We start from the raw sequence: 25314 nt of genomic DNA, 5'->3' as shown, positions 1-25314 counted from the left end.
AATGTGAAAAGGGGATTTTGAAATTGAAAACAATCATGGATGAAAAAAAAGTTGTGAAAGCTCCTCGTTCAGAAAAACAGAATAAAGAGGAGAAATCAGTTTATAGCATTCAAAATTTCAATCTTTGGTACGGTAAAGATCAAGCACTTAAAGATATCAAATTTGAAATTCCAGAAAATCAGGTAACAGCCATCATCGGGCCATCTGGGTGTGGGAAATCAACCTTTATTAAAGCACTTAACAGAATGGTAGAAATGGTGCCGATTGTAAAAATGTCTGGTGATATTAATTATCGAGGGAAAAACATTTTTGAAAACAAATATAAAGTAGAAGACTTGCGCACAAAGGTAGGTATGGTTTTCCAGAAACCGAATCCATTTCCAAAGTCAATCTATGAAAATGTTGTTTATGGCCCTAAAATTCATGGAATTAAAAATAAAAAGGTTTTAGATGAAATCGTAGAAAAAAGCTTAAAAGGCGCAGCGCTTTGGGAAGAAGTAAAAGATCGTCTTAACGAGAATGCCTACGGTTTATCCGGTGGGCAGCAGCAGCGTCTTTGCATTGCGCGTTGCCTTGCTATTGAGCCTGACGTGATTCTAATGGATGAACCAACTTCTGCTCTTGACCCAATTTCTACCCTTAAAGTAGAAGAGCTTGTTCAGGAATTGAAGAAGGATTTCAGTATTATTATTGTAACTCACAACATGCAACAAGCAGCTCGTATCTCTGATAAAACCGCCTTTTTCTTAAACGGTGAAGTCGTTGAGTTTTCTGATACGAATCAGCTGTTTTCTAATCCAACTGACAAGCGTACAGAAGATTATATTACAGGCCGTTTCGGTTAATAAATTCGGGGGTGAGCAACCATGGTAGTAAGAGAGAATTTCCAGGAACAGTTAGATGAGATAAAGTCACAACTACTTGAACTCGGATCACTAGCACAAATAGCAGTTGATGATGCGATTACAGCATTAAAAGCTCAGGATGTTAACAAAGCTCTTGAGATCATTGAAAATGACCATAAAATAAACAGACTTGAGGAAGAAATTAATGAAAGAGCGATCTGGTTAATTGCCAAAGAGCAGCCGCTTGCAACAGATTTGAGAAGACTCATCTCAGCACTTAAAATTACAACAGATGTTGAGCGTGTTGGAGATCTTGCGGTCAACATTGCAAAGTCGATTATCCGTATTGGCGACAAGCCATTCGTAAAGCCAATCGAAGAAATCCCAGCGCTAGCTGAGAAAGCAAATAACATGTTGAGAGAAGTTCTTGCGTCTTTCTATGATGAAGATGTGAATAAGGCTATGGCTGTTGCTGATGCAGATGATGAAATTGACAACATGTATGGTCGTCTTGTGAAGGAGCTACTTGAGTTAATGACCGAACATCCTGAAAGTGTTAGTCAAATTCAACAGCTTTCATTTATATGCCGCTATGTTGAACGTATTGGTGATCACTGTACGAACATTTCCGAAAGCGTGATTTATGTTGTGAAGGGGAAACGATACGACCTTAATGCATAGTGATCGAACCACACTCTAAATTAGAGTGTGGTTTTTTCATATAATTAGAAAGCTTAAGTAATGACCTGTCCACTCGTGCAATAAACTAGTGTAGGAGATGGATAGGAGGTAGCAAAATGCCAAGACACTTAGTAATAGGAAATGGACAATTGCTTATAAATATGGACCAGTTTCTTCAAATACGAGATATTTATTATCCGTATGTTGGGCAGCAAAATCACGTTCAAGGTCATGCAAATCGTATAGGGGTTTGGGTAGATGGGAAATTTTCATGGTTACATTCATCTGAATGGGAGATTCAGCCTAATTATGATCAAGACACGCTGGTAACATATAGTACGGCTGTCCATCCTCATCTCGGACTTAAGCTTGTGTTTGAAGAGGGGGTCCATCAGCGTGAGATGCTGATGATTCGTAAGATTACGATTCATAACCTTGAAGGTCAAAGACGTGACGTTAGGATTTTTTTTCATCAAGATCTGAATATTTATGAAACTGAAGTAGGCGATACAGCTTATTATTGTCCGGATACTAAGTCGATGATTCATTACAAACGATATCGATATTTTCTTTTTAATGGTGAAATAGATGGGGCGGGGATTAAACAGTATACTTCTGGTGTGAAACGATTCCAGGCTGCTGAAGGTACGTGGCGCGATGCTGAAGACGGCCACTTACATGTGAATCCCATCGCACAGGGATCAGTAGATAGCACATTTTCTTTGGAAACGAAGCTGGAACCTAACAGTGAGAAAGTAGCCTATTATTGGATGACAGTTGGAAGAACGAAGGAAGAAGTTAGTAGTATTCATGAGTATGTAAGTGAGATTGGAACACAATTGACTGTTGAAAAAATTCGGATGTACTGGAACCGTTGGGTGAATAAGTCGGTGTTACCTGAGACAGACTTAGGATCGGACATTCTTTCACTTTATAAAAGAAGCTTATTAATTGTTCGAACGCAAACCAACCAAAATGGAACGATTATTGCGGCGAATGATTCAGACATTTTGCATTACAATCGAGACCATTATAGTTATATGTGGCCAAGAGATGGCGCGCTCATTGCTTCAGCGATGTCAAAAGCAGGTTACCATGGAATGGTGGCGAACTTCTATCGCTGCTGTGCAGAGCTTCTTTCAAAAGAAGGGTATTTACATCACAAATACAATCCTGATGGCTCTGTAGGATCGAGCTGGCATCCCTATGTGGATCGTTTAAAGCAATCTCAGCTTCCAATACAAGAAGATGAAACTGCTCTTGTTCTCTGGGCTTTTTGGGAGCATTATCAATCGACAGGAGATATTGAATTTGCTCAATCGCTCTATAAGTTCTTAGTACGGCCAGGAGCTAAGTTCTTGTTGCAATTTATGGATGAAGCGCTAGATTTACCACTTCCTTCTTACGATCTTTGGGAAGAGCGATTTGGAATTTTTAGCTTTACAGCTTCAGCTTGCTATGGAGGTTTGATGGCAGCTCATTCGTTTGCAAGGCTATTTGGTGAAGATGACCGCGCTGATAGCTATTTTGAAGGGGCACAGCGGATCAAAAAAGGAATTGAGACACATTTATATGATAAGACCCGTTCCTGCTTTATTCGGGGGTTGTACCGCAATTGTGAGACTGGAGAGATAACGAAGGATTATACAATAGAAAGCAGTTTGTTTGGTCTATTTGCTTTTGGAGTGTTCCCTGCAGATGATCCAAGGGTCGTTCGTACAATGGAAGAAATTGAAAAACGCCTGTCTGTCAAAACAAGTATAGGCGGTGTAGCACGTTATGTTAGTGATTATTATTTTCAACAATCACAAAATGTAGAAGAAGTACCAGGGAATCCGTGGGTTATTTGTACTCTATGGATCGCCAAATGGAAAATTTCTAGTGCTCAAACGATTGAACAACTTCGCGATGCGAAGAATCATATTGATTGGGTATTTAAGCAGGCCCTCACAAGTGGTATACTACCAGAACAGGTTCATCCTTACACGGGTAAACCACTATCTGTAGCACCCTTAACCTGGTCGCATGCAACGTACGTAGATGTGGTGAAGGATTATCTTGAGAAATATGAGTCACTTTCTTCAACAAAAACAACTTGATTGAATGAGATATGTTTGTTATCATAATGAAGTATGTTGTTAAATGAACAGTTTGATAGGATTTGGAGGGATATTCATGCGCGTACAAATTACATTGGCTTGCACTGAAACAGGCGATCGTAACTACATCACGACGAAGAACAAACGTACTAACCCTGATCGTCTTGAACTTAAAAAATACAGCCCAAGACTTAAAAAGCAGACGTTACATCGCGAAACAAAGTAAGCAGTAGGATATCCTACTGCTTTTTTATTTGCACATTTTCTCGTAAACTAATAGAAGAGAAAAGTAGGAGGAATGATGATGCAATCAAAACATGAATGGCGAACAAACATGAAAGTGAAATTAAAAGAAATTAGTGCTGATGAGAAAATATTGCTTGATGAACAAATACGTGAACGTCTTTATACATATGAACCATTCAAAAAGGCTGAAACGATCGGATTAACCGTGGCAATGAAAGGTGAAATAAATACGAAGAAAATTATAGAAAAAGCTTGGACTGATGGAAAGAGAGTAGCAGTCCCGAAGTGCAATCCGAAGACGAAGCAGATGACTTTTCGCTACTTAACAGAGTGGGATCAGCTAGAAAGCGTTTATTTTGGGTTGGAAGAACCTCGCCCCGATAAAACAGTAGTGTGTCCCCCAGAAGAAATAAATCTTTTGCTTGTTCCTGGTCTCATTTTTGATCTTAATGGCTTTAGGATTGGATTTGGTGGCGGTTTCTATGATCGATATTTGCAACACTATTCAAACTCAACCGTATCCCTTGCCTATCAATTTCAAGTCGTTGAAAAGGTGCCAACCGAATCTTTTGACGTACCTGTGGAAGCCATCATTACTAATGAACAGCTTGTTAACGTAAAATGATCATTTACGCTTTTTTAAGTGCTATAACAGGTATTTTAGGATATAAAGTTCATGCACTTTCGAGAAATGGAGCAATAGCCGCCACAGGTGTTGGGTGCGCGATCGCACTAGGTTTTGGCTGGAAAGGGCTCTTGCTTCTTGGTATCTTTTTTTTAACTTCTACTATATGGAGTAAGTATAAAGCGCAGTTAAAAGATGGCGTGGAACAAATTGTTGAAAAGGGCGCTTCGAGAGATCAGTATCAAGTTCTTGCAAATGGTGGGGTTGCTGCTTTCGCTGGAATAATGATGCTTTTATTCCCTGGGGATGTATGGCTGTTTATTTTTCTAAGTGCGATTGCCACTTCTAATTCTGATACCTGGGCATCTGAACTTGGCGTTCTCTCAAAGCGACGCCCCCTTCATATAATAACGATGAAATTCGTTCCGGCAGGCACTTCTGGAGCTATTAGTATGCCAGGTATATTGGCGTCTTTGCTCGGAGCTGGTTTAATTGGAGGAGTTGGTTCACTTGTTTTTGACTTATCTTTTCTAGGGTTAGTTATTGTTACGGTCGCAGGATTTGTCGGCTGTTTAAGCGATACGCTGATTGGAGCAACCTTGCAAGAAGAATTAAAATGTCAGAAATGTGGTTCAAAAACCGAACGCCATATACATTGTGGAAATAGGACAGTCAAAATCAGCGGTATAAAAGGATTTAATAATGACGTGGTCAATTTCGCCTCGTCTATGATTGGCGCTCTTGTGGGAGGTGCATGGTGGTTATGAAAATAATAGGTACATTGCTAGCAGGAGGGGAGTCCAGAAGGTTTGGATCCCCAAAAGCATTTGCCACTTATCACGGCAAGCCTTTTTATGAAGTGGTACTGAATCAACTTCACCCTGTTGTAAATGAATCCATTATCGTAACAAATAGAGATTTATTAGAGCAGTTTAGCATGAGCACATCAGAAGATATAAGAGTGATAAGAGATGAGGAAAAATTTGTAGGGATGGGACCGCTAGCAGGTCTTTATTCTGGGATGACTCAAACGAATGGTGATCTTTATCTAACGGTCGCTTGTGATATGCCGTTCGTAACAGATGGTCTATTTTCTACACTAATTGAAGAAATGATCAAACATCCAGAAGCAATGGCCGTCATACCGGTGAGCTCAGGAAGAAGCCAGCCACTCTGTGCTATCTATCATTCTTCCTGTCAATCCATTATCGAAGAGCTTCTTTTATCAGGAAAAAGAAAAATGAATGATCTTTTTGAATTAATTAATGCCCAATATATAAAAGTTGAAGAACTGAAAAAGCAGTTTTTAAATGTAAATACAAAAGAAGAATATAAATTTGTTCAAAAGGAGAGAGATTAAATGGATGACTTTAAAAGGTATTCAAGACAAATGCTGTTTTCTCCTATAGGCGAAGAAGGCCAAAAGAATTTCAGTCAATCACGGGCTCTTGTTGTAGGAATGGGTGCACTAGGGACAGCGATTGCCAATCATCTTGTGCGAGCGGGCTTCGGTCATGTAAGAATTGTCGATCGTGATTATGTTGAGAAGAGCAATCTTCAAAGACAAATGCTATTTGACGAAGAGGATGTTTCGGCAGCGTTACCAAAAACAATTGCAGCCAAAAAGAAACTAGAAAAAATGAATTCCTCAGTTGAAATCGAAGCGATCATAGCGGATGTTAATGCAAGTAACGTAAGTGACCTTATGGAAGAAGTGGACTTTGTTATGGACGGGACCGATAACTTTTCCACACGTTTTCTTTTAAATGATGCTTGTTTTAAAATGAATATTCCTTTTGTATATGGTGGGGCGGTAAGTTCAAGGGGAATGACAGCACTATTTGTTCCTGGTGAAACGCCTTGCCTTCGTTGCTTTATTCAGGGTGGCGAAGGAACGACTGGTGAAACGTGTGACACGATCGGGGTTATTTCTCCTATCGTTGATATTATCGCATCGTATCAAGTGACGGAGATTATGAAATATATAGCGGGAGACCATGAGAAGCTTCATCGCAGCCTAATGACAATGGATATTTGGCATAATCATAGTTATGCGATGAAATTTTCTTCGCCTAAAGAAGGTTGTCCAACATGCCAAACAAACGAATATCCATCATTAAAAGCGGGAGCTAAGCAGGATATCACCTCTCTATGTGGAAGAGAAACGATTCAGATACAGCTTGAAAGTCATTTTGATTTAAAAGAATGGGCATCAAAGCTAGAAAAAACAACAACAGTTAAGAAAACTCCTTTCTTACTTAAAGCGCAACTTGAGGAAGGGGAAAGACTAGTGTTATTTCCAGATGGAAGGGTACTTATTCAAGGAACAGAAGATAGTGGAAGAGCAAAAGCACTCTATTCAAGATATATTGGCATGTAAAAAGCATCAGCCTTAGGCTGGTGCTTTTTGACATCTTAACTCTTATCCTTGACATCGCTCATATTCAATTATAGAATAACGATGTTACTTAAACGCACAAAAGCATAAAAGTACAAAAGCGAAGATTCAGAAAAAGTAGCTTCTCTAGATAAGCAGTCGAAGAGACCTGGTGGTTGGTGAAAACTAGGGCGTCTAGGAGTGAAATTACATTTGAGGAGCTAGGTACGGGTGATCCTCCCGATATTGAGGATATAAGTGGGCAGTTATTACTGTCAATAAGGGTGGTACCGCGAAAAAATTTCGTCCCTTCAATTATTGAAGGGCTTTTTTTAATGGAAAAATACAGATAGAGCAAAACTAATCGGTGAGAGAACATAGATCAAGGGAGAGAAAGAAAATGAAAAAAATATCATTTCCAATAGCGCTTGTTGTGATTGCGCTATTAATGAGCTGGATGTTGTTTAGTATTATTGGCTTAAAGGTAGAACCGCATATTCCTCTTCTTGCTGGCGTAGTAGGAATGGGGATTTTGGGATTAATTCTTGGTATGAAGTGGGAAGAAATAGAGAAGGCTTTACTGCAGAGTATAACTACGGGCTTAAAGCCAATTCTCATTCTTTTTGTAGTAGGAATGATGATCGCCGTATGGATGCAGAGTGGTACGGTGCCAACATTGTTATATGGAGGGCTTCAGTTCATCCAGCCTGAGTGGTTTCTCATCAGTGCATTGATCGTGACCATTATCGTTTCAAGCTTTACAGGCAGTTCATTTACTACAATCGGTACCATTGGCGTAGCGATGATGGGAATAGGAGCAGCAATGGGTGTTAACCCGGCTTTGGCGGCTGGAGCTGTTATTTCAGGTGCATGCTTCGGAGACAAAATGTCTCCCCTCTCTGATACGACCAACTTTGCTCCTGCTGTTGCAAAAGTAGATCTGTTCACTCATATTCGACATATGACACAGACTACGATTCCAGCCATTGTCGTAGCAGTGATCTTCTTTTTTATGATGAGTAAAAATTTATCTACTTCCGTTAACCCGGAGGATTTGAACAAAGCTATGTCGGTTTTGCAAAGCGAGTTTAATATATCGCTCTGGACATTAATTCCTCCTGTTATCGTGCTCGTTCTTGCTGTAAGAAGAGTGCCTGTTCTAGTCACTTTGTTTGCCGGGCTTCTTGCGGGAATTATCGTATCAATGTTAACGCAAGGCGTGTATTCAGCTGGTTCAATTCTTGGAACGATGCAAAATGGTTTTGCGAGTGATACATCAAGTGATCTTGTAAATGGAATCGTAAATAGAGGTGGCCTTCAATCAATGATGTGGAGCGTCTCACTGATTATTTTAGCATTAGCACTTGGTGGCGTTCTGCAAGTGATGGGAATCATTCAATCCCTCATGAGCGGGTTAACAAAGCTTCTAAATAAGCGAGGTCATTTAATTTCTGCCACAGCCACATCTGCAATTGGAGTGAATTTGTTAACAGGTGAGCAGTATTTGTCAATTCTTCTTCCTGGTCAAACGTTTGAGCCGTTTTATGATAAAGCAGGCGTGGATCGGAAATATCTTTCCCGTACATTAGAAGACGCTGGGACGCTCATTAATCCGTTAATTCCATGGGGAGTATCGGGAGCCTTTTTTGCAGAAACGTTAGGGGTATCGGTGTTAAGCTATCTTCCGTTTGCAGTCTTTCTATGGCTATCACCATTATTTACTGTGATTTTGGGCTATTGGAATAATAAGAAATTAGGTGAAGACCCCTCTGTGAATCATGGATAAAAACGTCATTACCTGCAAACAGTAGAGATATAGTACAGTTTCAGGAGGAGAATGATGAAAATAACGAAGGTTCTTGTTCTATTATCTTTAGTAGTCGTGTTGTATGAATACCGATACCGATTATTAAATGGGCTGCTAGGCGTCGCGGTGATAAGGCGCTTTGTCGTCGGAAATTCGTTGAAATTTCCAGGTTTACGTAACAAACTTTTTAGCTCTTTTCTATCTTAACCTCTACCTCACCGGTGGAGGTTTTTCTTTGTTCTAGGGTATGTTAATGCACGCAGTTGATTTTGGCTCATTTATGCTCTGTGATGACCACTCGAATGAGGCAAAAGTCGAGAATCAACAATATAAGCTAACAAAGCTTTCTTCTAAAAATTGAAAAGGTTAGAATAGGGGGAAGACAATAAGGAATAGTTTGATTAACCGGAGACTGGGGGAGCTTTATATGAAGTGGACACACATCTACTTTGATTTAGATAACACTCTTTATGATCATGAAAAGGCCTTTAAAAAAACCATTTTGCATTGTGCAGAAAAAATGTTGCTAAATAAAAGTACATCTGTTTCAGTTGAGCAGTGGTTTAATGTATTCAAATCTAATTGCGATCAATATTGGAATGCCTATGAAGAAGGTAGATGGTCAAGAGAACGGTACCAGGTGAAGCGATTTTGTAAAACGAATGACTATTTTAACTTAACTTGCTCTGAGGAGGAAGCGTTAGAGTTCCAAAGAGAATATCAATCTAAAGTTGCCTCCTTCGCTGAATTATATGACGGGGTTTCCTCTATTCTATCTACTTTGAGGGATAGTGGAATAGAGCTAGGCATTATTACAAATGGTGGGCAGGAAACACAGCTAGCAAAAATTAATGCTCTTCAATTGCTTCAATGGATCCCTCATGAGAATATTTACATTTCAGAAACTGTAGGGATTGAAAAGCCAGACGTTGACATATTTCAATATGTTCTTGGAAGTATGGGGCATTATCTTTACATAGGGGATACGTGGGATCATGACATTAAGCCTGCTATAGAAGCAGGCTTTGATGCAATATATTTTAATTCCAGGAATGAAGCTGTTGACCACTCAATTAGGAAAGATATTCCAGAAATATTGACTTATGAAGAACTGAAGAATGTATTAATCAATTAATACTTTCTTTATTCTTCTGTATCTTGTGGCTCTAATATAGGCTCGTTAAGGTATTGAATAAGCTCAATGTTCTTTCCACTTTTCGTTTGGAATAGGATGAGTAAATATGGTGAATGTTTATGAAGCAATATGATTGGAATTGTACTGCCAATAGGTGATTCTGTCGGGCCATTCGGAGGAATTATGCCAAGGAAATAGTTTTTGTATAGACCTTCCCAAATACCTCCGATCGTATCAGCAGTCTGTTTCTGAGATAGTCCTGGGAGCGTTCGCTGTTGATATTGATCTAACGAGGTTAGCGGGAAAATATAATAGTCTTCAGGATGAAGATTATATTCTGTTACCATAGCTTTGAAAACCAACTGGGCTTGTTGATCCATGGCATGATCGAGAATGTATTGCCACTCTTTTTCTTCTTCACTTGAAGCCTCTTTAAAAGATTCAAGTGGTGTCATCGGAGAGTCAATGACGTAAAGTTGGTCATAACTCAATTGCTGGGCACTTTTAATTACATCATTAGGGTAATGGATTTCTCCATAATGGTAGGTAATCGCTTCATAATGTCCGCTATCTTCACTTGTAGATTCTTTTTTTTGACGAAGTGTAGCCGTATTTTCTTTCCAAATTGACATGGAATCAATCAGGCGACCTTCTTCATAGAGAAATGATAAATCTTGACGAAGGTAAGCCACTTCAGAAAGACTTGATTCTGTCTTCCAATCCAATGTGTATTCATCTTCATCGTCCTGCGTTAGAATAGTAAGAGATGTGCTTGCTGAATCAAATGTGACTTCTGGATCAGGTGGGAAATACGTAAATGATTCCCTAACAGGATTACTACTAGTGTTAACAAGGATGAGCGCAAAAAAACCAATCATACCTAGCATGATAACGTAGTGAATTCTTTTGATCATCCCGATACCTCCAAATGAGTAAGCTTGTCATCATATGTATGTGATAGTTAACTGAAATATGAAGAAGGATTCGTTTGCTTTTCCAATTAATTCAATTTGAGAGGATGAAATCAATGAGTGATTTATTTCATGCAGAAGAACTTCTACAAACTACGAAAGAATTAGTTAGTATTCCAAGCCCATCTGGTTACACTGATGAAGTCATTAGTTGGGTTGAGGGGAGAATGCAAGAGCTTGGAGTAGAGACAAAACGAAATAATAAGGGTGGACTCATTGCTACTATTGAAGGGGCAGATTCGTCGCGTCAACGGATGTTAACAGCTCATGTTGATACATTGGGAGCGATGGTGAAAGAAATTAAGAGTGATGGTCGCCTGCGCTTATCTTTAATTGGTGGTTTTCGATTTAATGCAATTGAAGGTGAGTACTGTGAGATTATCACCGGAGATGGCAAGCGTTTTACTGGAACGATTCTTTTACACCAAACCTCTGTTCATGTTTATAAAAACAATGGGGAGGTCAAACGAGACGAACAGAACATGGAAGTGCGTCTTGATGAGCGGGTCTTTAATCCTGAAGATGTCATGAAATTGGGAGTGAGTGTTGGTGACTTTATTTCTTTTGACCCTCGTGTACAAATTACCGATTCTGGATTTATCAAATCACGCCATTTGGATGATAAAGCTAGTGTAGCTCTTCTTCTTGCAAACATTAAGAAACTAAAAGAAAACAACATCAGGCTTCCACATACGACGCATTTTCTAATTTCGAATAATGAAGAAATTGGTTATGGTGGTAATTCCAATATCCCTGATCAAACCATTGAATACATAGCTGTGGATATGGGAGCACTTGGAGATGGACAAACTTCTGATGAATATACGGTTTCGATCTGTGCCAAAGATTCAAGCGGTCCATATCATTATCGCTTACGTAAACATCTTGTGAAGCTTGCAGAGGAAAATAAGATTGAGTATAAACTCGACATTTATCCTTATTATGGGTCAGATGCATCAGCTGCCATTCGGGCAGGAGTGGATGTTCGTCATGCGCTTATTGGTCCTGGTATTGATGCTTCCCACGCATATGAGCGAACACATCAGGATTCAATGCTTCATACAGCACATTTAATTTATCAGTACCTCTTATCGGAAATGATCGATTGAATGAGATAACCAGCCTTTCTTAAAAGGCTGGTTTTTCTATGCCCAATTTTCCAATGAGGTATGCAAAATGTAAGAATGGTGAATGATGGAAGGGAGGAGGGGGAACTATGTCTCAAAAAAAGATCATTCATCCCGTTAGTCGTTCATTTGAGGAAAATATCGATTTCCTTCATAAAGAATTAGGTGTTGGTAAAAGTTTTGATGTTATTCAGCTAGATCTTGATTACGCAGGTAGAAAAATGGCGATGTTTTTAATCGATGGTTTTGTCAAAGATGATATTCTTCACTATCTTATGAAGTTACTATCAAGACTTGAACCTTCCCAACTTGATCCTGATCCACTTGAGAAGCTCATGAAAGTACATATCCCATACGTTGAAATTGATCGACAAAAAGATCTTGATGTTGTAATGGATTTAGTGCTTGCTGGTCCAACTGCCCTTGTTGTAGAAGGTATGAGCGAAGTTATTATGATCGATGCAAGAACGTACCCGGTCAGAGGACCACAGGAACCAGATTTGGAGCGTGTAACAAGGGGCGCGAGAGATGGCTTTGTAGAAACGATCGTATTCAATACATCACTAACGAGAAGAAGAGTGAGAGATAAAACGTTAAGAATGGAATATATGCAAGTAGGTAGAAGGTCCAAAACAGACATTTGTATTAGTTATATTGAAGATATTGCTGATCCTGAAATCGTAAATAGAATTAAGGATTCTGTTAGTAACATTGATACAGATGGCTTACCGATGGGCGAAAAGACAATTGAAGAATTTATTTGTGGAAGACATTTAAATCCTTATCCTCTTGTGAGGTACACAGAGCGTCCCGATACAGCAGCTATTCACCTTTATGAAGGTCATGTATTGATCTTTGTAGATGGATCGCCCAGTGTGCTTATTACACCTACTACTTTCTGGCATCATCTGCAACATGCTGAAGAGTACAGGCAAAAGCCGCTTGTTGGCGGATATTTGAGACTTGTTCGTTTTATAGCCGTTTGGATCGGAATTTTCATTTTGCCGCTATGGTATTTATTTGCTACAAACCCACGTTTACTCGGTTCAAATATGCAGTTTATTGGGGTAGATCAAAACGGAACATTGCCTCTGTTCGTTCAATTTTTTCTTATAGAAATAGGGATTGATATACTCAGGATGGCAACCATTCATACTCCAACCTCCCTTGCGACTGCGCTTGGTCTTGTATCAGCCATCTTGATTGGACAAGTAGCAGTAGAGGTAGGACTGTTTATTAATGAGGTCATTTTATATTTGGCCCTTGCAGCAATGGGGACATTCGCAACACCATCCTATGAATTAAGTCTTGCCAATCGACTTTTTCGTCTCTTACTGCTCGTTTTGACCGCAGCTTTTGGCGTAGTTGGATTTGTTGGAGGATTTACACTCTGGATAATGCTTTTAATTCGTACAAAATCGTTTCATATTCCTTATCTATGGCCGTTTATCCCGTTTTCTTATCGAGCATTTCGAGATGTTATTTTCAGATCACCTATGCCACTTAAAAATCGCAGGCCTACGGTATTACATCCTAAAGATCCAGATCGTTAATATAGACTATTAGCAATGGCTTATTTACAAATGTAAAGCAGAGACCACATTTCTTAAACGGGAATGTGGTCTTTTTGTGCGTAATTATTTTTTTTGGCGCTAGGGATTGCTATAATGAACAATGGTGAAGAAAATGAAAACATTTTATGATATACAGCAGCTTTTAAAGCAATATGGCATGATTGTTTATACTGGAACTCGACTTGGAGATCTTGAACTAATGGAAGGTGAGATCCAAGAGTTATACGATATGAAAATTCTCGAGAAAGAGGATTACCTCGTCGCCAGAATGATCATAAGAAATGAAATTAGCAAGGAGATGGACAAAACATGAATCAGACAATTGAAACGATGCTTGCTCACCGCTCAATTAGAGCATTTAAAGATAAGCCATTAACGGAAGAGCAAATTCATACGTTAGTAAAAGCAGCGCAATCCGCTTCAACTTCAAGCTACATACAAGCTTATTCGATCATTGGTGTGGAAGACAAAGAAAAGAAAAAGCAGCTTGCTGAATTAGCTGGTGGGCAAAGTTATGTTGAAAAGAATGGTCACTTCTTTGTTTTTTGTGCAGATTTCAATCGTCACCACGCAACAGCTGAAATGCATGGGACAGATGTAACGGAAACGACGCAAACAACTGAAAAGTTCATGGTAGGATTAATAGATGCAGCGCTTGCTGCACAAAACGCCAGCATAGCAGCAGAGTCAATGGGACTAGGTATTTGCTATATTGGTGGCATTCGGAACGACCTTGAAAAAGTGAGTGAAGTATTGAATCTTCCTCAATTTGTTATTCCTTTATTTGGTCTTTGTGTTGGATATCCCGATCAGGATCCAGATGTAAAACCACGATTACCTCTAAATAACATCTATCATATTGATGAATATGAGCAGGATGCAAATGCATTTAAAGAAGGATTAAACGAATATGATGAAGTTATTTCAGGTTATTACACGAATCGAACGGGAGGTCAACGATCAGCAGGATGGACTTCTATGATGGCACATAAATTAGCGACCCCTGTTCGAACGTATATGAAGAAATTTCTTGAAAAGAAAGGTTTTCCTCTGAAATAAAGTGTTACTTGCGAAAGGTGGATTAAGATGAAAGAAGAAAAATGGCTCATTGGTGTTGATTTAGGTGGAACAACCATCAAGCTTTCATTCCTAGATTTTTATGGTGAAATTATTAGTAAATGGGAAATTCCTACTGATAAATCGGAAGCTGGTCGTCATATCACAACTCATATAGCTCGTGCTATTGATGATAAGATGGAAGAAATGAACGTTAGCAGAAAGAAGTTTTCTGGTATCGGTATGGGAGCTCCAGGTTTCATTGAAATGGATTCAGGATTTATTTACCACGCAGTAAACATTGGATGGCGAGACTTTCCTTTAAAAGACAAGCTTGAAGTTGAAACAGGGTTACCAGTTATTATTGATAACGATGCGAACATTGCTGCTCTTGGTGAAATGTGGCGTGGCGCAGGTGATGGAGCACGTGATTTGCTATGCGTCACGCTTGGGACTGGAGTAGGCGGAGGCATTATTACGAATGGAACAATCATTCATGGAACGAATGGCATGGCGGGGGAAATAGGTCATATTACATCCATCCCTGATGGTGGAGCGCAATGCAATTGTGGCAAAACAGGCTGCCTTGAAACAGTAGCATCAGCGACTGGTGTTGTTCGTATTGCGATGGAAAAACTTATGTCACATCAGGACAGTGTCCTATATCATATTTATCAAGAAAAGAATGAAATTACTTCTCGTGATATTTTTGAAGGCGCTGAAGCCGAGGATCCATATGCTGTTGAAGTAGTGAATAATGTATCTTTCCATCTAGGACTTGCGATTGCGAACCTGGCTAATTCTTTGAATCCTTCTAAAATTGTAATAGGTGGGGGCGTATCAAAAGCAGGCGAAGCGCTTCTAACCCCCTTAAAAAAACAATTTGAAAAATATGCATTGCCAAGAGTTAGAGAAGGTGCGGATTTTGCAATTGCCACACTCGGCAATGATGCTGGCGTAATAGGAGGAGCGTGGCTCGTAAAAACGAAATTGATGAAATAGTCCTGGTTTTTCATGTTTCAGCCTGCTATAACAAGGGAAGAAAAGATCAGTTAAGTTCGATCTTTTCTTTTTTTTTGTAAAAAAATTGCCCAAATGAAACTTTTTGTCCATTTCATTCGTTATTACTAACAGACAGGAAGCTCAGAATCAAAATAATTGTGAAAGAAATACTAAAATAAGGACAAAAGTTAGTTGATTAAATTTCGAAAACATACTATCATAGCGATTATGTATGGTCGTAGAAAGTAATGGTAGCTTTTCCTTATATTCAACTAAGGAGGTACTAAGAAAACATGAAAAAGCTACAAAATAAGTATTCTTTTTTCCTAATCGTAGCCTTTATGCTGTGGTTAAAAACGTATTTGGTGTACGAATTTGCTTTCAACATTGAACCTGAAAATAAAATGGAAGGGTTTATATTACTGCTAAACCCACTTAGTTCTGTATTGCTATTCCTCGGTTTTGCCCTATTTGCCTCACCAAAGTATCGCAACAGAGTACTACTGGTCATTAATTTTATTGGCTCATTTATTCTATTTGCAAACGTCGTATACTACCGTGAATTTACTGATTTTATAACAATACCATTGTTGTTTCAAACGAATAATATGGGAGAGCTCGGTAATAGTATTGCTGAACTTGTAAGCGGTTTTGATTTCTTGCTCTTTGTAGATATCATTATTCTGGCAGTTTTCCTTTTCGTAAGAAAAACGAAGGCGTACACGGTTAAGAAGAAAGAAATTGCTATTGTATTTGCTAGCGCTATAGCTCTTTTTGCTGTTAATGTTGGGCTTGCAGAAACAGAACGCCCGCAGCTTTTAACTCGTACGTTTGATCGTGAAATGCTCATAAAATATATTGGTACTTATAACTACCACGTTTATGACGCTGTTCTTCAGTCCAAAGCAAAAGCACAGCGAGCATTTGCGGATGGCAGTGAGATCGTAGATATTGAAAACTATGTAAAAGCTAACCACGTTGAGCCAGATCCTGAAATGTTTGGTGAAGCTGAAGGGAAAAACATCATCCTTGTATCGTTAGAATCCACACAGAGTTTTGTAGTGAATGAAGAAGTGGATGGAGAAGAAATTACGCCTTTCTTAAATGATCTTATAGATGAAAGTTATTATTTCCCGAATTTCTATCATCAAACAGCTCAGGGTAAAACTTCTGACTCCGAATTTATTCTTGAGAATTCATTATATGGACTTCCAAGTGGAGCTGTATTCTTTACCCATTCAGGGAACGAATACAATGCATCTCCAGAAATATTAAGTGAGAATGGATACTATAACGCTGTCTTCCATGCGAATAACAAAAGCTTCTGGAACCGTGACGTTATGTATGACTCCCTTAAATACGATAAGTTCTATGACATTAATGATTTTACAGTAACGCCTGATAATTCAATCGGATGGGGATTGAAAGATGAATATTTCTTTGATCAATCCATTAAATATTTAGAAACGCTACCGGAACCTTACTATGCTAAATACATTACATTAACAAACCACTTTCCTTTTACACTTGAATCAGAGGATGAATATATTCCAGAGTGGACTTCAGATGATGGAACTGTTAACAGATATTTCACTACGGTTCGATATCAAGATGAAGCTCTAAAGAAATTCTTTGAGCGAATGAAAGAAGAAGGACTTTATGAAGATTCGATCTTCGTCATGTACGGTGATCACTATGGAATTTCTGAGAACCATAACAAAGCTATGGGAGAATTCTTAGGCAAAGAAATCACACCATTTGAATCCACGGAGCTTCAAAAAGTTCCGCTCGTTGTTCATATTCCTGGCCAAGAAGGGGAAGTGATGGAACAGGTCGGTGGTCAAATTGATTTGAAGCCGACAATTATGCACCTGCTTGGTATTGATACGAAGGATATGATTAAATTTGGTAACGATCTTTTTGCAAAAGAACAGGATAATTTCACTATCCTTCGCGATGGAAGCTTCATTACTGAAAATAATCTATACACTAAAAATGTCTGTTATGACAAAGAAACAGGAGAAGAAACGGATAAATCGGCCTGTGAACCATACATGGAGAAGGCAAAAACTGATCTTGCCTACTCAGATAAAATCGTTTATGGAGACCTTCTACGTTTCTTAGGCAAGCATGATGAGCAACAAGAGAATACAGAAATAGAAAAATAGCATGAAAGATGCAAACCCCACCTTGGATATTAGGTGGGGTTTTTGTATTGTAATGAACTTTTTCTGAGGCGAGCAATAAGGCTAATATGTCCTAATTATGTAGCATATGCATCACTCATTATTTCATATCATTGTAAGAAGGATATGAAATGTGGGAGGGTATGACATGAAAATTAGGGTGAAGAGTGGGGATAGCCTTTGGAAATATAGCCGAGTGTTTCAAATTCCACTTCGATTAATATTAGATAGTAATAATCTTGAGAATCCTGATCAACTTATAGTCGGAGAACAAATTCAGATCCCTGGGTTTGTCACGAAAAGTTATACCATTAAGCCAGGAGATACATTATGGAAAATAGCAGGATGGTACGGAACACCCCTAGATGGTGTTCTTTTGCTAAACGATTCGAATCCTTTTTCGTTACAACCAGGAGAAAAAGTGAATATACCGATTCGTGTAACGTGGTCACTCATTAACCCAAATCAAAATTACGATTATCAAACCCTTGTTAATGATATTCGAAAAATACTTGCTGTTTATCCATTTATTAAACGATCCATCATTGGCGAATCTGTCATGGAAAAGCCAATCCCAGAACTAGTAGTGGGAACAGGAAAGAAAAAAGTTCATATGAATGGAGCATTTCATGCTAATGAATGGTTAACCTCAACTCTCATTATGAAATTTGTAGATGATTATTCTCGTGAATTGACGAATAGTCAGAGATTGAGCGGTGTTTACCTCCCATCTCTATATGAAACGACTTCTCTCTCTCTTGTACCCATGGTAAACCCAGATGGAGTGGATCTTGTCATTAATGGATTACCTGAAGAAGAACCTTACCGCTCATTGGCGGATCAAATTAATAATGGAAGTGAACAATTTAACAGATGGAAGGCGAACATTAGGGGAGTTGATTTAAACAATCAGTATCCTGCTAAATGGGAAATAGAAGCTGAACGAAAACCAACAAAACCTTCTCCAAGAAATTACCCGGGAAAAGCACCGCTTACAGAGCCAGAAGCAATAGCGATCGCAGACCTGACGAGAAGAAAGAAATTTGATCGTGCGCTAGCATTTCATTCTCAAGGTGAAGTGATCTTTTGGGGTTTCGAAGGACTTGAACCTCCTGAGTCAGAAATCTTGGTGAGAGAATTTTCGCGACTGAGCGGTTATCGAGCAGTTCGCTATGTTGATAGTTTCGCTGGATACAAGGATTGGTTTATTCAAGACTTTAGAAGACCGGGTTTTACCGTAGAAATTGGAAAAGGGGAAAGTCCTTTGCCTACTTCTGATTTCAACACTATTTACCAAGATACATTAGGGATTTTCCTTTCTTCTCTGTATATGTAGGTTAGTGGCTTGTTTTTTAATCACTTCTTTGTCATAATAAACTTAATTTCATAATTCCAAAGACTAGGGGTGCCTTCATGTAAGGGAAGGCTGAGAAAAAGAAACCGTCATTTCTTTTACCCTTGAACCTGATCTGGTTGATACCAGCGTAGGGAAGTCGGTAGCAGTATTGATTACGTATTACTACCCCCATTCCTTACGCGGAATGGGGTTTTTTAGTGTGTTTTATGTTAATCGTTTTTAAGTGTTTACGGTGGTAGCTTATACTCTTGATTCTCGATTTTTAGCTCGAAGCGATTGGTTATCACAGAGCGTAATTGAGCCGAAAATCAACAAAGCTCGTTAACATAGGCTTAAGGTTAAAAGTATTAGAGGAGGTAAATAATGAAGGATTTTAAATTATACGTCATTACAGGGGAAGAATTCCACCCTGATCGAGACCTAGTTGAGGTAATGGAGCAAGGGATACAAGGTGGTGCTGATATTATTCAATTGCGTGATAAGACGAATTCTAAAAAGGTTGTACTAGAAAAAGCTTTGAGATTAAAGGAGCTAACACAAAAATATGAAGTTCCCTTTATTGTGAATGATTACATTGATATTGCGCTAGCCGTTGATGCTGATGGCATTCATCTCGGTCAGGATGATTTACCTTTAGAGGTAGCAAGGAAGATTGTTGGACCTAATAAGATCATAGGTATCTCCACACATCGAATCGAAGAAGCGCGTGAAGCAGAGCAGCGTGGTGCTGATTACATTGGGGCTGGGCCAGTCTTTCCTACAAATAGCAAAAGCGATGTTGTTGATCCAGTAACAACTGACTATCTCAAAGAAGTTGCAGCAGAAATATCTATTCCGTTTGTAGCCATCGGCGGCATCAAATTGCATAATGTTTCGGACGTCCTCCATTCAGGTGCTTCTAGAGTATGTGTCATTAGTGAAGTAGTTGGTAGTGCCGATATTAAAGGCACGTGCGAAGCATTTATTCAATCCATTCAAAAAGAGGTGATTCCCAAGTGACATTACTAGTTAATGGAGAGCAGCATGATTTAGAAGTGGCAACATTGAAAGAAGTTGTTACTCATTTTGGCTTGCAAGAAGGGTTGGTTGTCACTGAAGTTAATGGAACAATTATTGATCGCTCGGAATGGATCGATACAGAAGTAAAAGAAGGAATGAAAATCGAACTTGTCCACTTTGTAGGAGGGGGTTGACCGAATGAATGATAAATTAACAATAGCCGGTAAAGAACTTTCTTCACGATTGTTTCTTGGCACGGGAAGATATCCAAATCCATATGTTCAAAATAAAGCAATTGAAGCTTCTGAAGCAGAAGTTCTCACATTTGCTATTCGAAGAGTGAATCTTACTGCACCAAATGAAGATGCGATTTTACAGCACATCGAGAATCAATCATTTCACTATTTGCCCAATACTTCCGGAGCTACGACTGCTGAAGAAGCCATTCGCATCGCTCGTTTAGCAAAAGCATCTGGCTTAAGTGATTGGATAAAAATCGAAGTTAGTCGTGATGAAAAAATGCTAATCCCTGATCCGGTGGAAACTTTGAAAGCTACAGAGGTTCTTGCTAAAGAAGGTTTTGTTGTTTTACCGTATACTTCTGATGATCCAGCACTTTGCTATCGACTACAAGAAGCAGGTGCAGCGGCAGTCATGCCAGGTGGATCTCCTATTGGAACTGGTCTCGGCATCTTAAATCCATACAATATTGAACTAATTACAGAACAACTGAAGGTACCAGTCATAGTCGATGCGGGTCTTGGACATGCATCTGATGTAACACAAGCGATGGAGCTTGGGGCAGATGGAGTCCTCCTTAATACAGCCATAGCGAAAGCGAGAAACCCTGTCATGATGGCTGAGTCAGTTAAGTTGGCTATTAGAGCAGGAAGATTGTCTTACGTTGCAGGAAGAATTCCTAAAAAGAAGTACGCCACTGCAAGTAGTCCAGTACGAAATTAATAGAAGGAGGGCGATCATGGCTAACATTACGATTGTAGGAGGCGGAGTGATTGGTCTCTCCATTGCCTATGAATGCCGTACGAGGGGACATGAAACGACTGTAGTAGAAGCTCATAAGTGTGGGGGGCAAGCTTCAGGTGCAGCTGCAGGCATGCTTGCGCCTTATTCGGAAATTGAAGAAGATCCAGATGATTTTTTCAGGCTTTGCCAAAATAGTTTAAAGCTTTTCCCGAAATGGCAGGAAGAAATCAAACAGAATTCAGATGTTGATTTTGAATATAGCGAGAGCGGCAGTCTTTATTGTATCTATCATGAGGCTGATCGGCTGTCTCTTGAGACAAAGCAGGCCTGGCAACGTAAGTTTAACGTCGAATCTACAATATTAAATGCTGACGAAGTAAGAGAGAAAGAGCCAGGCCTTTCTCAAGATGTTGTTGCAGCATTATGGTGTCCAGAAGAGTCACATATTTATGCTCCTGGCTACGTCTCAGCACTTTTAGATGCTTGTCGCAAGTTAGGTGTTCGGGTGATAGAGAATGCGGGAGAGGCGACGTTTGAAGAGAATAACGTTGTGGTAAAAGGTCAACGGATCGCAAGCGATCGAGTTGTTCTTGCTGCAGGAGCATGGTCTATGTACTGGGAGGAAGCACTTGGTTTGACGTTGCCAATTTATCCAATACGAGGACAAATTTGCGCATATGAAGCCCCATCTCTCAATCACATTATTTTTACAAGTCAAGGCTATCTTGTAGCGAAAGCAAATGGATCAGTGGTTGCTGGTGCTTCGGAGGACATCGCTGGTTTTGATACAGCTGTTACGGAACATGGTGTAGGAAGACTTGAGAAATGGAGTAAGCAAGTGATGCCTGCCTTACAGCAGAAAAATCCATTTCATAAGTGGGCGGGGTTAAGACCTGCTACTCAAGATGGCTTTCCTATTATCGGAAAGCTAGATCATAAACCTAAGGTTATTTTAGCCACTGGTCATTATCGGAACGGAATCTTACTTAGTCCTGTTACAGCAAAGATTGTAGCTGATGAAATCGATGGAAGTGTTAGTGAAATAGGGCTCGGTCAATTTCGACCTGATCGTTTCCAGGTTATATAATGAAGGAGTGAGTTTTATGCGTAAAGCACTTACGATAGCTGGATCTGATAGTGGGGGAGGAGCTGGTATTCAGGCCGATTTAAAAACATTTCAAGAGCGTGAGGTGTTTGGGATGAGTGCCATAACGGCACTTACAGCGCAAAATACTCTAGGGGTTCACAATGTTTATCCCCAATCTATAGAAGCGGTTCAATCTCAGTTAGATGCTGTGCTATCGGATATTGGAACAGATGCTGTGAAAACTGGTATGCTTTTCTCTAGTGATATTATTTTGGGCGTTGCTAAGAAGATAAGAGAATACCAGGTGCCAAACCTTGTGATTGATCCTGTTATGATTGCAAAGGGAGGAGCATCACTCCTTCAAAAAGAGGCGATTCGTGCCATGAAGGAAGAACTCATTCCTCTTGGTACTATTATTACACCAAATATTCCTGAAGCTTCGGAGTTATTAGGTGGCGACTCAATTACTTCAGTTCGAGAAATGGAAGAAGCTGCAGCGGCATTACAGGACTTTGGTGCAAAGGCTGTCCTTGTTAAAGGCGGACATATGGATGGAGAAACTTCTATAGATGTTTTGTATGCGAACCAACGTTTTTATCACTATGAGTCTAAACGAATTGATACAAAACATACTCATGGAACGGGATGTACCTTCTCTGCTTGCATCGCTGCAGAGCTTGCGAAAGGACGAACAATACAAGAGGCGGTCTCAACTGCAAAAGAATTTATTACAGCAGCCATTGCGAATTCTCTTTCTATAGGTAATGGAATTGGACCTACGAACCACTCTGCGCATAGGCAAAAGCTAATAAGTGGAATGAAACAATAGCTCTGCACTGCGCAGAGTTTTTTATTTGGGGTTGTCTTTTAGGATGAGAAGGTCGAAAATACATAAGCTATACACGAAAGGCACTTTCGTATCATAGGTCATCAATGCATGATAGAATAATGGTGTTAATTTACAGTAAGGAAAGGTCGTCTCATGAATAAAATAATTGAAGTGAAAAATGTGAATAATGAACGTGTGTCAGATATTCATTTTGATATGCTAGAAGGATCATTAACAACGATCATCGGCCCTTCAGGCGCTGGAAAAAGTAGCTTATTGATGTTGCTGAACCGATTAGAGGATCCTGATAGAGGTGAAATTCTCTTTAAAGGAAAGAAGCTAGATGAATTTCCAATCAATAAGCTACGTCGAAATATTGGGATGGTCTTTCAACAGGCTCACCTATTTAATGGAACAATTGAAGATAATTTAAAGTTTGGACCGCTTCTAGAAAAGAAATGGAATGAAAAAATGGGCATTCAACTATTAGAGAAAGTTCAATTACCTCGCGATTTTTTAACAAAAGATGTGGAAAATTTATCTGGTGGTGAAGAGCAAAGAGTGGCATTTGCGAGAACGCTTGCTAATAATCCTGAGGTGTTGTTATTAGACGAGGTGACTAGTGCGCTTGATATGCGTACAGTTGATTGGATGGAAGAATTGTTACATACACTTGTGAATGAAGAAGGGAAAACGATTCTAATGATTACACATGATCTAAAACAGGCGAAGAGGCTTGGTTCATATACTCTCTTTATGAATGAAGGAAAGATTGAAGAACAAGGAGAAACGAAAATATTGTTTCAATCGCCTAAATCAGATGCTTTAAAGCACTTTTTGGAAGGATAACCAATGACTGAAATATCAAATCTATCTTTATTAACGATGATTCTCTTTGTCATAATCCCCGTGTCTCTTTCTTATTTATTTTCACTAGGAATTGGCAAATCCGCGATTTGGTCCTCCTTACGTGGGGTAGTTCAATTATTTTTTATAGGATACATTCTTACTTTTTTGTTTTCAATGCCTGATTGGCAGGGAATAGGACTTTGGGTAGCGGTTATGCTGGTCATTGCTTCTCTACAAGCTGCCAAAAGAGGAAAGGGTATACCCTATGCCTTTCTGCTATCTCTTTGTTCTCTCATATTGATTGAAGTGTTTGTTCTCTCACTATGGATTATTTTTGATATCATTCCATTTAAATCAGAACAAGTCATTCCAATGAGTGGAATGATTATTGGTAATAGTATGGTTGCAACAGGTCTAGCATTTGAGAGAATGAAAAATGAGTTTCATGATAGCAAAGGGAAAATTCTTGCAGCGTTGTCACTTGGGGCAAATTCGTCACAAGCTTCTCAAATGATCATAAGGAAAACAATTCGTGCGGCTATGATCCCTAACGTAGATGGATTAAAAACGATTGGTCTTGTACAATTGCCCGGTATGATGACAGGACTTATTCTAGGTGGCGCTTCGCCCATTGAAGCTATACGATATCAAATTGTAATATCGATAAGCATCTTCTCATCCGTTTCCATATGTGCGATGATTATATCGTTAGTTACATATCGCTTTTTCTATAATCGAAAGATGCAGTTATTAGAAGTCAAAGGAGGAAATAAATAATGGCAATTGTAGACGTTACGGTTATTCCGATTGGTACAGAAACTCCTAGTGTCAGCAAATATGTAGCTGAGGTACAGAAAATTCTTGAATCCTATTCAGATCGAGTTACTTATAGGTTAACACCAATGAGCACTCTTATTGAAGGGGAAATAGCAGATCTTCTCGAGGTGGTCCATGCCATACATGAGGCACCTTTTCAAGCGGGGATAGAGCGTGTCGCTACTAACCTTCGTATAGATGATCGTCGTGATAAAAAGGTTAAGATGGATGATAAACTTGATTCGGTAAACAGGCACTTAGAATAAGTGCCTGTCATCATTTAGTTGATTACTGGTTGTTTTGCTATGCTGTGACAGGTTCATAAGCTTATTCTTTTCATTTTTCTTCAAAATAAAAAAACAGCCTAAATGGCTGTTTTTTTAGTGGCCTCCGCCGCCCCCAGATCCGAAAAGTATATCGATCATTGTGGCAACAGTAAAGGCGCCGAATACAAGCACTGTTAATCCTGCAAAGGCAAGGCCCATAAAGTTCTTTTCACGAAGAGAACGGAATACGCCCCATACGCAAAATAACGTAACGATTGCAAAAATAATTGCTAACCCCATTTGGAATACCTCCCTATCCATGCACTCTTTATCAGTATACCCGTAAAATAGCTGTTGCATGGTTAAATCATAAATTTTTCTAACTTGCGTGGTATG

At 39.3% G+C, this 25314-nt stretch carries 28 protein-coding genes, 1 riboswitch and 1 other annotated feature; of the genes, 26 read left to right on the top strand and 2 right to left on the bottom strand.

All coding sequences use genetic code 11. The features are described 5' to 3' along the window. Window positions 1-35 precede the first annotated feature (35 nt). From pstB to IQ283_RS21985, 11 genes are all read left to right on the top strand, one after another. The gene (gene pstB, locus IQ283_RS22035) at window positions 36-845 is read left to right on the top strand and encodes a phosphate ABC transporter ATP-binding protein PstB (RefSeq protein ID WP_194222175.1); all 810 of its coding nucleotides are present in this window, start codon (window positions 36-38) and stop codon (window positions 843-845) included. A 21-nt stretch (window positions 846-866) separates the two neighbouring features. Further along, window positions 867-1526, top strand: coding sequence for a phosphate signaling complex protein PhoU (gene phoU / locus IQ283_RS22030; RefSeq protein WP_194222174.1), 660 nt, complete (start codon window positions 867-869; stop codon window positions 1524-1526). Between the two features lie 116 nt (window positions 1527-1642). Beyond that, complete coding sequence (locus IQ283_RS22025; protein WP_194222173.1) at window positions 1643-3625, top strand: glycoside hydrolase family 15 protein; 1983 nt, start codon at window positions 1643-1645, stop codon at window positions 3623-3625. A gap of 76 nt (window positions 3626-3701) precedes the next feature. Next, window positions 3702-3851: a 50S ribosomal protein L33 gene (gene rpmG, locus IQ283_RS22020; protein WP_048308894.1), complete on the top strand. Its 150-nt coding sequence runs from the start codon at window positions 3702-3704 to the stop codon at window positions 3849-3851. 78 nt (window positions 3852-3929) lie between these two features. Continuing rightward, on the top strand, window positions 3930-4496 hold the full coding sequence (locus IQ283_RS22015) for a 5-formyltetrahydrofolate cyclo-ligase (RefSeq protein WP_194222172.1): 567 nt from the start codon (window positions 3930-3932) through the stop codon (window positions 4494-4496). Continuing rightward, the gene (locus IQ283_RS22010; RefSeq protein ID WP_194222171.1) at window positions 4493-5263 is read left to right on the top strand and encodes a DUF92 domain-containing protein; all 771 of its coding nucleotides are present in this window, start codon (window positions 4493-4495) and stop codon (window positions 5261-5263) included. The genes IQ283_RS22015 and IQ283_RS22010 overlap by 4 nt, the downstream gene beginning before the upstream one ends. Continuing rightward, window positions 5260-5856 (top strand): molybdenum cofactor guanylyltransferase, encoded by a 597-nt coding sequence (gene mobA / locus IQ283_RS22005; RefSeq protein WP_242057443.1) that lies wholly within the window; start codon window positions 5260-5262, stop codon window positions 5854-5856. Before IQ283_RS22010 ends, mobA begins: the two co-directional genes overlap by 4 nt. Beyond that, entirely contained in the window at window positions 5857-6876 is a 1020-nt protein-coding gene (locus tag IQ283_RS22000) for a ThiF family adenylyltransferase (RefSeq protein WP_194222169.1), read from the top strand. 112 nt (window positions 6877-6988) lie between these two features. Continuing rightward, window positions 6989-7187, top strand: a binding site (T-box leader). A gap of 86 nt (window positions 7188-7273) precedes the next feature. Next, window positions 7274-8659 (top strand): Na+/H+ antiporter NhaC, encoded by a 1386-nt coding sequence (nhaC, locus tag IQ283_RS21995; protein WP_194222168.1) that lies wholly within the window; start codon window positions 7274-7276, stop codon window positions 8657-8659. A 54-nt stretch (window positions 8660-8713) separates the two neighbouring features. After that, entirely contained in the window at window positions 8714-8887 is a 174-nt protein-coding gene (locus tag IQ283_RS21990; protein WP_194222167.1) for a hypothetical protein, read from the top strand. Window positions 8888-9107: 220 nt separating this feature from the next. Continuing rightward, entirely contained in the window at window positions 9108-9815 is a 708-nt protein-coding gene (locus IQ283_RS21985; protein WP_194222166.1) for an HAD family hydrolase, read from the top strand. Window positions 9816-9823: 8 nt separating this feature from the next. On the opposite strand, the gene IQ283_RS21980 is transcribed toward IQ283_RS21985, so the two are convergent. Further along, window positions 9824-10729, bottom strand: a complete 906-nt coding sequence (locus tag IQ283_RS21980; protein WP_194222165.1) for a hypothetical protein — start codon at window positions 10727-10729, stop codon at window positions 9824-9826. Window positions 10730-10842: 113 nt separating this feature from the next. Here IQ283_RS21980 and IQ283_RS21975 point away from each other — a divergent pair, with 113 nt between their 5' ends. From IQ283_RS21975 to IQ283_RS21905, 15 genes are all read left to right on the top strand, one after another. After that, window positions 10843-11895, top strand: coding sequence for a M42 family metallopeptidase (locus IQ283_RS21975; RefSeq protein ID WP_194222164.1), 1053 nt, complete (start codon window positions 10843-10845; stop codon window positions 11893-11895). A gap of 107 nt (window positions 11896-12002) precedes the next feature. Then, window positions 12003-13466, top strand: coding sequence for a spore germination protein (locus tag IQ283_RS21970; protein WP_194222163.1), 1464 nt, complete (start codon window positions 12003-12005; stop codon window positions 13464-13466). 133 nt (window positions 13467-13599) lie between these two features. Continuing rightward, window positions 13600-13800: a YqgQ family protein gene (locus IQ283_RS21965; protein ID WP_194222162.1), complete on the top strand. Its 201-nt coding sequence runs from the start codon at window positions 13600-13602 to the stop codon at window positions 13798-13800. Then, window positions 13797-14546 (top strand): oxygen-insensitive NADPH nitroreductase, encoded by a 750-nt coding sequence (nfsA, locus tag IQ283_RS21960; RefSeq protein WP_194222161.1) that lies wholly within the window; start codon window positions 13797-13799, stop codon window positions 14544-14546. Before IQ283_RS21965 ends, nfsA begins: the two co-directional genes overlap by 4 nt. Window positions 14547-14573: 27 nt before the next feature. Continuing rightward, on the top strand, window positions 14574-15545 hold the full coding sequence (locus tag IQ283_RS21955) for an ROK family glucokinase (protein ID WP_194222160.1): 972 nt from the start codon (window positions 14574-14576) through the stop codon (window positions 15543-15545). Between the two features lie 293 nt (window positions 15546-15838). Continuing rightward, window positions 15839-17713 carry an LTA synthase family protein gene (locus IQ283_RS21950; protein ID WP_194222159.1) on the top strand — a complete coding sequence of 625 codons (1875 nt, stop codon included), beginning with the start codon at window positions 15839-15841 and terminating at the stop codon, window positions 17711-17713. A 166-nt stretch (window positions 17714-17879) separates the two neighbouring features. Beyond that, entirely contained in the window at window positions 17880-19067 is a 1188-nt protein-coding gene (locus IQ283_RS21945; RefSeq protein WP_194222158.1) for a M14 family metallopeptidase, read from the top strand. A 55-nt stretch (window positions 19068-19122) separates the two neighbouring features. Beyond that, window positions 19123-19239, top strand: a riboswitch (TPP riboswitch). A gap of 212 nt (window positions 19240-19451) precedes the next feature. Next, complete coding sequence (gene thiE / locus IQ283_RS21940; protein ID WP_194222157.1) at window positions 19452-20087, top strand: thiamine phosphate synthase; 636 nt, start codon at window positions 19452-19454, stop codon at window positions 20085-20087. Continuing rightward, window positions 20084-20281, top strand: a complete 198-nt coding sequence (thiS, locus tag IQ283_RS21935) for a sulfur carrier protein ThiS (RefSeq protein WP_194222156.1) — start codon at window positions 20084-20086, stop codon at window positions 20279-20281. Before thiE ends, thiS begins: the two co-directional genes overlap by 4 nt. Window positions 20282-20285: 4 nt before the next feature. Next, complete coding sequence (locus IQ283_RS21930) at window positions 20286-21050, top strand: thiazole synthase (RefSeq protein WP_194222155.1); 765 nt, start codon at window positions 20286-20288, stop codon at window positions 21048-21050. A 16-nt stretch (window positions 21051-21066) separates the two neighbouring features. Beyond that, window positions 21067-22158 carry a glycine oxidase ThiO gene (thiO, locus tag IQ283_RS21925; RefSeq protein WP_322098509.1) on the top strand — a complete coding sequence of 364 codons (1092 nt, stop codon included), beginning with the start codon at window positions 21067-21069 and terminating at the stop codon, window positions 22156-22158. A 16-nt stretch (window positions 22159-22174) separates the two neighbouring features. Next, on the top strand, window positions 22175-22987 hold the full coding sequence (thiD, locus tag IQ283_RS21920) for a bifunctional hydroxymethylpyrimidine kinase/phosphomethylpyrimidine kinase (RefSeq protein ID WP_194222154.1): 813 nt from the start codon (window positions 22175-22177) through the stop codon (window positions 22985-22987). Between the two features lie 153 nt (window positions 22988-23140). Continuing rightward, window positions 23141-23836 (top strand): ABC transporter ATP-binding protein, encoded by a 696-nt coding sequence (locus IQ283_RS21915; protein WP_194222153.1) that lies wholly within the window; start codon window positions 23141-23143, stop codon window positions 23834-23836. 3 nt (window positions 23837-23839) lie between these two features. After that, window positions 23840-24613: an ABC transporter permease gene (locus tag IQ283_RS21910; protein WP_194222152.1), complete on the top strand. Its 774-nt coding sequence runs from the start codon at window positions 23840-23842 to the stop codon at window positions 24611-24613. After that, window positions 24613-24918 (top strand): MTH1187 family thiamine-binding protein, encoded by a 306-nt coding sequence (locus IQ283_RS21905; protein ID WP_194222151.1) that lies wholly within the window; start codon window positions 24613-24615, stop codon window positions 24916-24918. Before IQ283_RS21910 ends, IQ283_RS21905 begins: the two co-directional genes overlap by 1 nt. Before the next feature lie 114 nt (window positions 24919-25032). On the opposite strand, the gene IQ283_RS21900 is transcribed toward IQ283_RS21905, so the two are convergent. Beyond that, window positions 25033-25218 (bottom strand): DUF2759 domain-containing protein, encoded by a 186-nt coding sequence (locus tag IQ283_RS21900; protein ID WP_098444211.1) that lies wholly within the window; start codon window positions 25216-25218, stop codon window positions 25033-25035. Window positions 25219-25314: the final 96 nt, after the last annotated feature.

Origin of the sequence: Pseudalkalibacillus hwajinpoensis (assembly GCF_015234585.1) — a bacterium.
GTDB lineage: Bacteria > Bacillota > Bacilli > Bacillales > Guptibacillaceae > Guptibacillus > Guptibacillus hwajinpoensis_B.
The sequence above is the reverse complement of the archived record's forward strand: the minus strand, read 5'-3'. Positions and strand labels throughout refer to the sequence as shown.

Bases quoted from the DNA above. Each gene is read 5' to 3' on its own strand.
- IQ283_RS22000 (WP_194222169.1), top strand. From the start codon at position 5,857: ATGGATGACTTTAAAAGGTATTCAAGACAAATGCTGTTTTCTCCTATA.
- thiO (WP_322098509.1), top strand. From the start codon at position 21,067: ATGGCTAACATTACGATTGTAGGAGGCGGAGTGATTGGTCTCTCCATT.
- IQ283_RS21955 (WP_194222160.1), top strand. From the start codon at position 14,574: ATGAAAGAAGAAAAATGGCTCATTGGTGTTGATTTAGGTGGAACAACC.
- IQ283_RS21970 (WP_194222163.1), top strand. From the start codon at position 12,003: ATGTCTCAAAAAAAGATCATTCATCCCGTTAGTCGTTCATTTGAGGAA.
- IQ283_RS21980 (WP_194222165.1), bottom strand. From the start codon at position 10,729: ATGATCAAAAGAATTCACTACGTTATCATGCTAGGTATGATTGGTTTT.
- IQ283_RS21905 (WP_194222151.1), top strand. From the start codon at position 24,613: ATGGCAATTGTAGACGTTACGGTTATTCCGATTGGTACAGAAACTCCT.
- IQ283_RS21945 (WP_194222158.1), top strand. From the start codon at position 17,880: ATGAAAATTAGGGTGAAGAGTGGGGATAGCCTTTGGAAATATAGCCGA.
- thiE (WP_194222157.1), top strand. From the start codon at position 19,452: ATGAAGGATTTTAAATTATACGTCATTACAGGGGAAGAATTCCACCCT.
- phoU (WP_194222174.1), top strand. From the start codon at position 867: ATGGTAGTAAGAGAGAATTTCCAGGAACAGTTAGATGAGATAAAGTCA.
- mobA (WP_242057443.1), top strand. From the start codon at position 5,260: ATGAAAATAATAGGTACATTGCTAGCAGGAGGGGAGTCCAGAAGGTTT.
- nfsA (WP_194222161.1), top strand. From the start codon at position 13,797: ATGAATCAGACAATTGAAACGATGCTTGCTCACCGCTCAATTAGAGCA.
- IQ283_RS21950 (WP_194222159.1), top strand. From the start codon at position 15,839: ATGAAAAAGCTACAAAATAAGTATTCTTTTTTCCTAATCGTAGCCTTT.
- IQ283_RS21990 (WP_194222167.1), top strand. From the start codon at position 8,714: ATGAAAATAACGAAGGTTCTTGTTCTATTATCTTTAGTAGTCGTGTTG.
- IQ283_RS21975 (WP_194222164.1), top strand. From the start codon at position 10,843: ATGAGTGATTTATTTCATGCAGAAGAACTTCTACAAACTACGAAAGAA.
- nhaC (WP_194222168.1), top strand. From the start codon at position 7,274: ATGAAAAAAATATCATTTCCAATAGCGCTTGTTGTGATTGCGCTATTA.
- thiD (WP_194222154.1), top strand. From the start codon at position 22,175: ATGCGTAAAGCACTTACGATAGCTGGATCTGATAGTGGGGGAGGAGCT.
- pstB (WP_194222175.1), top strand. From the start codon at position 36: ATGGATGAAAAAAAAGTTGTGAAAGCTCCTCGTTCAGAAAAACAGAAT.
- rpmG (WP_048308894.1), top strand. From the start codon at position 3,702: ATGCGCGTACAAATTACATTGGCTTGCACTGAAACAGGCGATCGTAAC.
- IQ283_RS21985 (WP_194222166.1), top strand. From the start codon at position 9,108: ATGAAGTGGACACACATCTACTTTGATTTAGATAACACTCTTTATGAT.
- IQ283_RS21900 (WP_098444211.1), bottom strand. From the start codon at position 25,218: ATGGGGTTAGCAATTATTTTTGCAATCGTTACGTTATTTTGCGTATGG.
- IQ283_RS21930 (WP_194222155.1), top strand. From the start codon at position 20,286: ATGAATGATAAATTAACAATAGCCGGTAAAGAACTTTCTTCACGATTG.
- IQ283_RS22010 (WP_194222171.1), top strand. From the start codon at position 4,493: ATGATCATTTACGCTTTTTTAAGTGCTATAACAGGTATTTTAGGATAT.
- IQ283_RS22025 (WP_194222173.1), top strand. From the start codon at position 1,643: ATGCCAAGACACTTAGTAATAGGAAATGGACAATTGCTTATAAATATG.
- IQ283_RS21915 (WP_194222153.1), top strand. From the start codon at position 23,141: ATGAATAAAATAATTGAAGTGAAAAATGTGAATAATGAACGTGTGTCA.
- IQ283_RS21910 (WP_194222152.1), top strand. From the start codon at position 23,840: ATGACTGAAATATCAAATCTATCTTTATTAACGATGATTCTCTTTGTC.
- IQ283_RS21965 (WP_194222162.1), top strand. From the start codon at position 13,600: ATGAAAACATTTTATGATATACAGCAGCTTTTAAAGCAATATGGCATG.
- IQ283_RS22015 (WP_194222172.1), top strand. From the start codon at position 3,930: ATGCAATCAAAACATGAATGGCGAACAAACATGAAAGTGAAATTAAAA.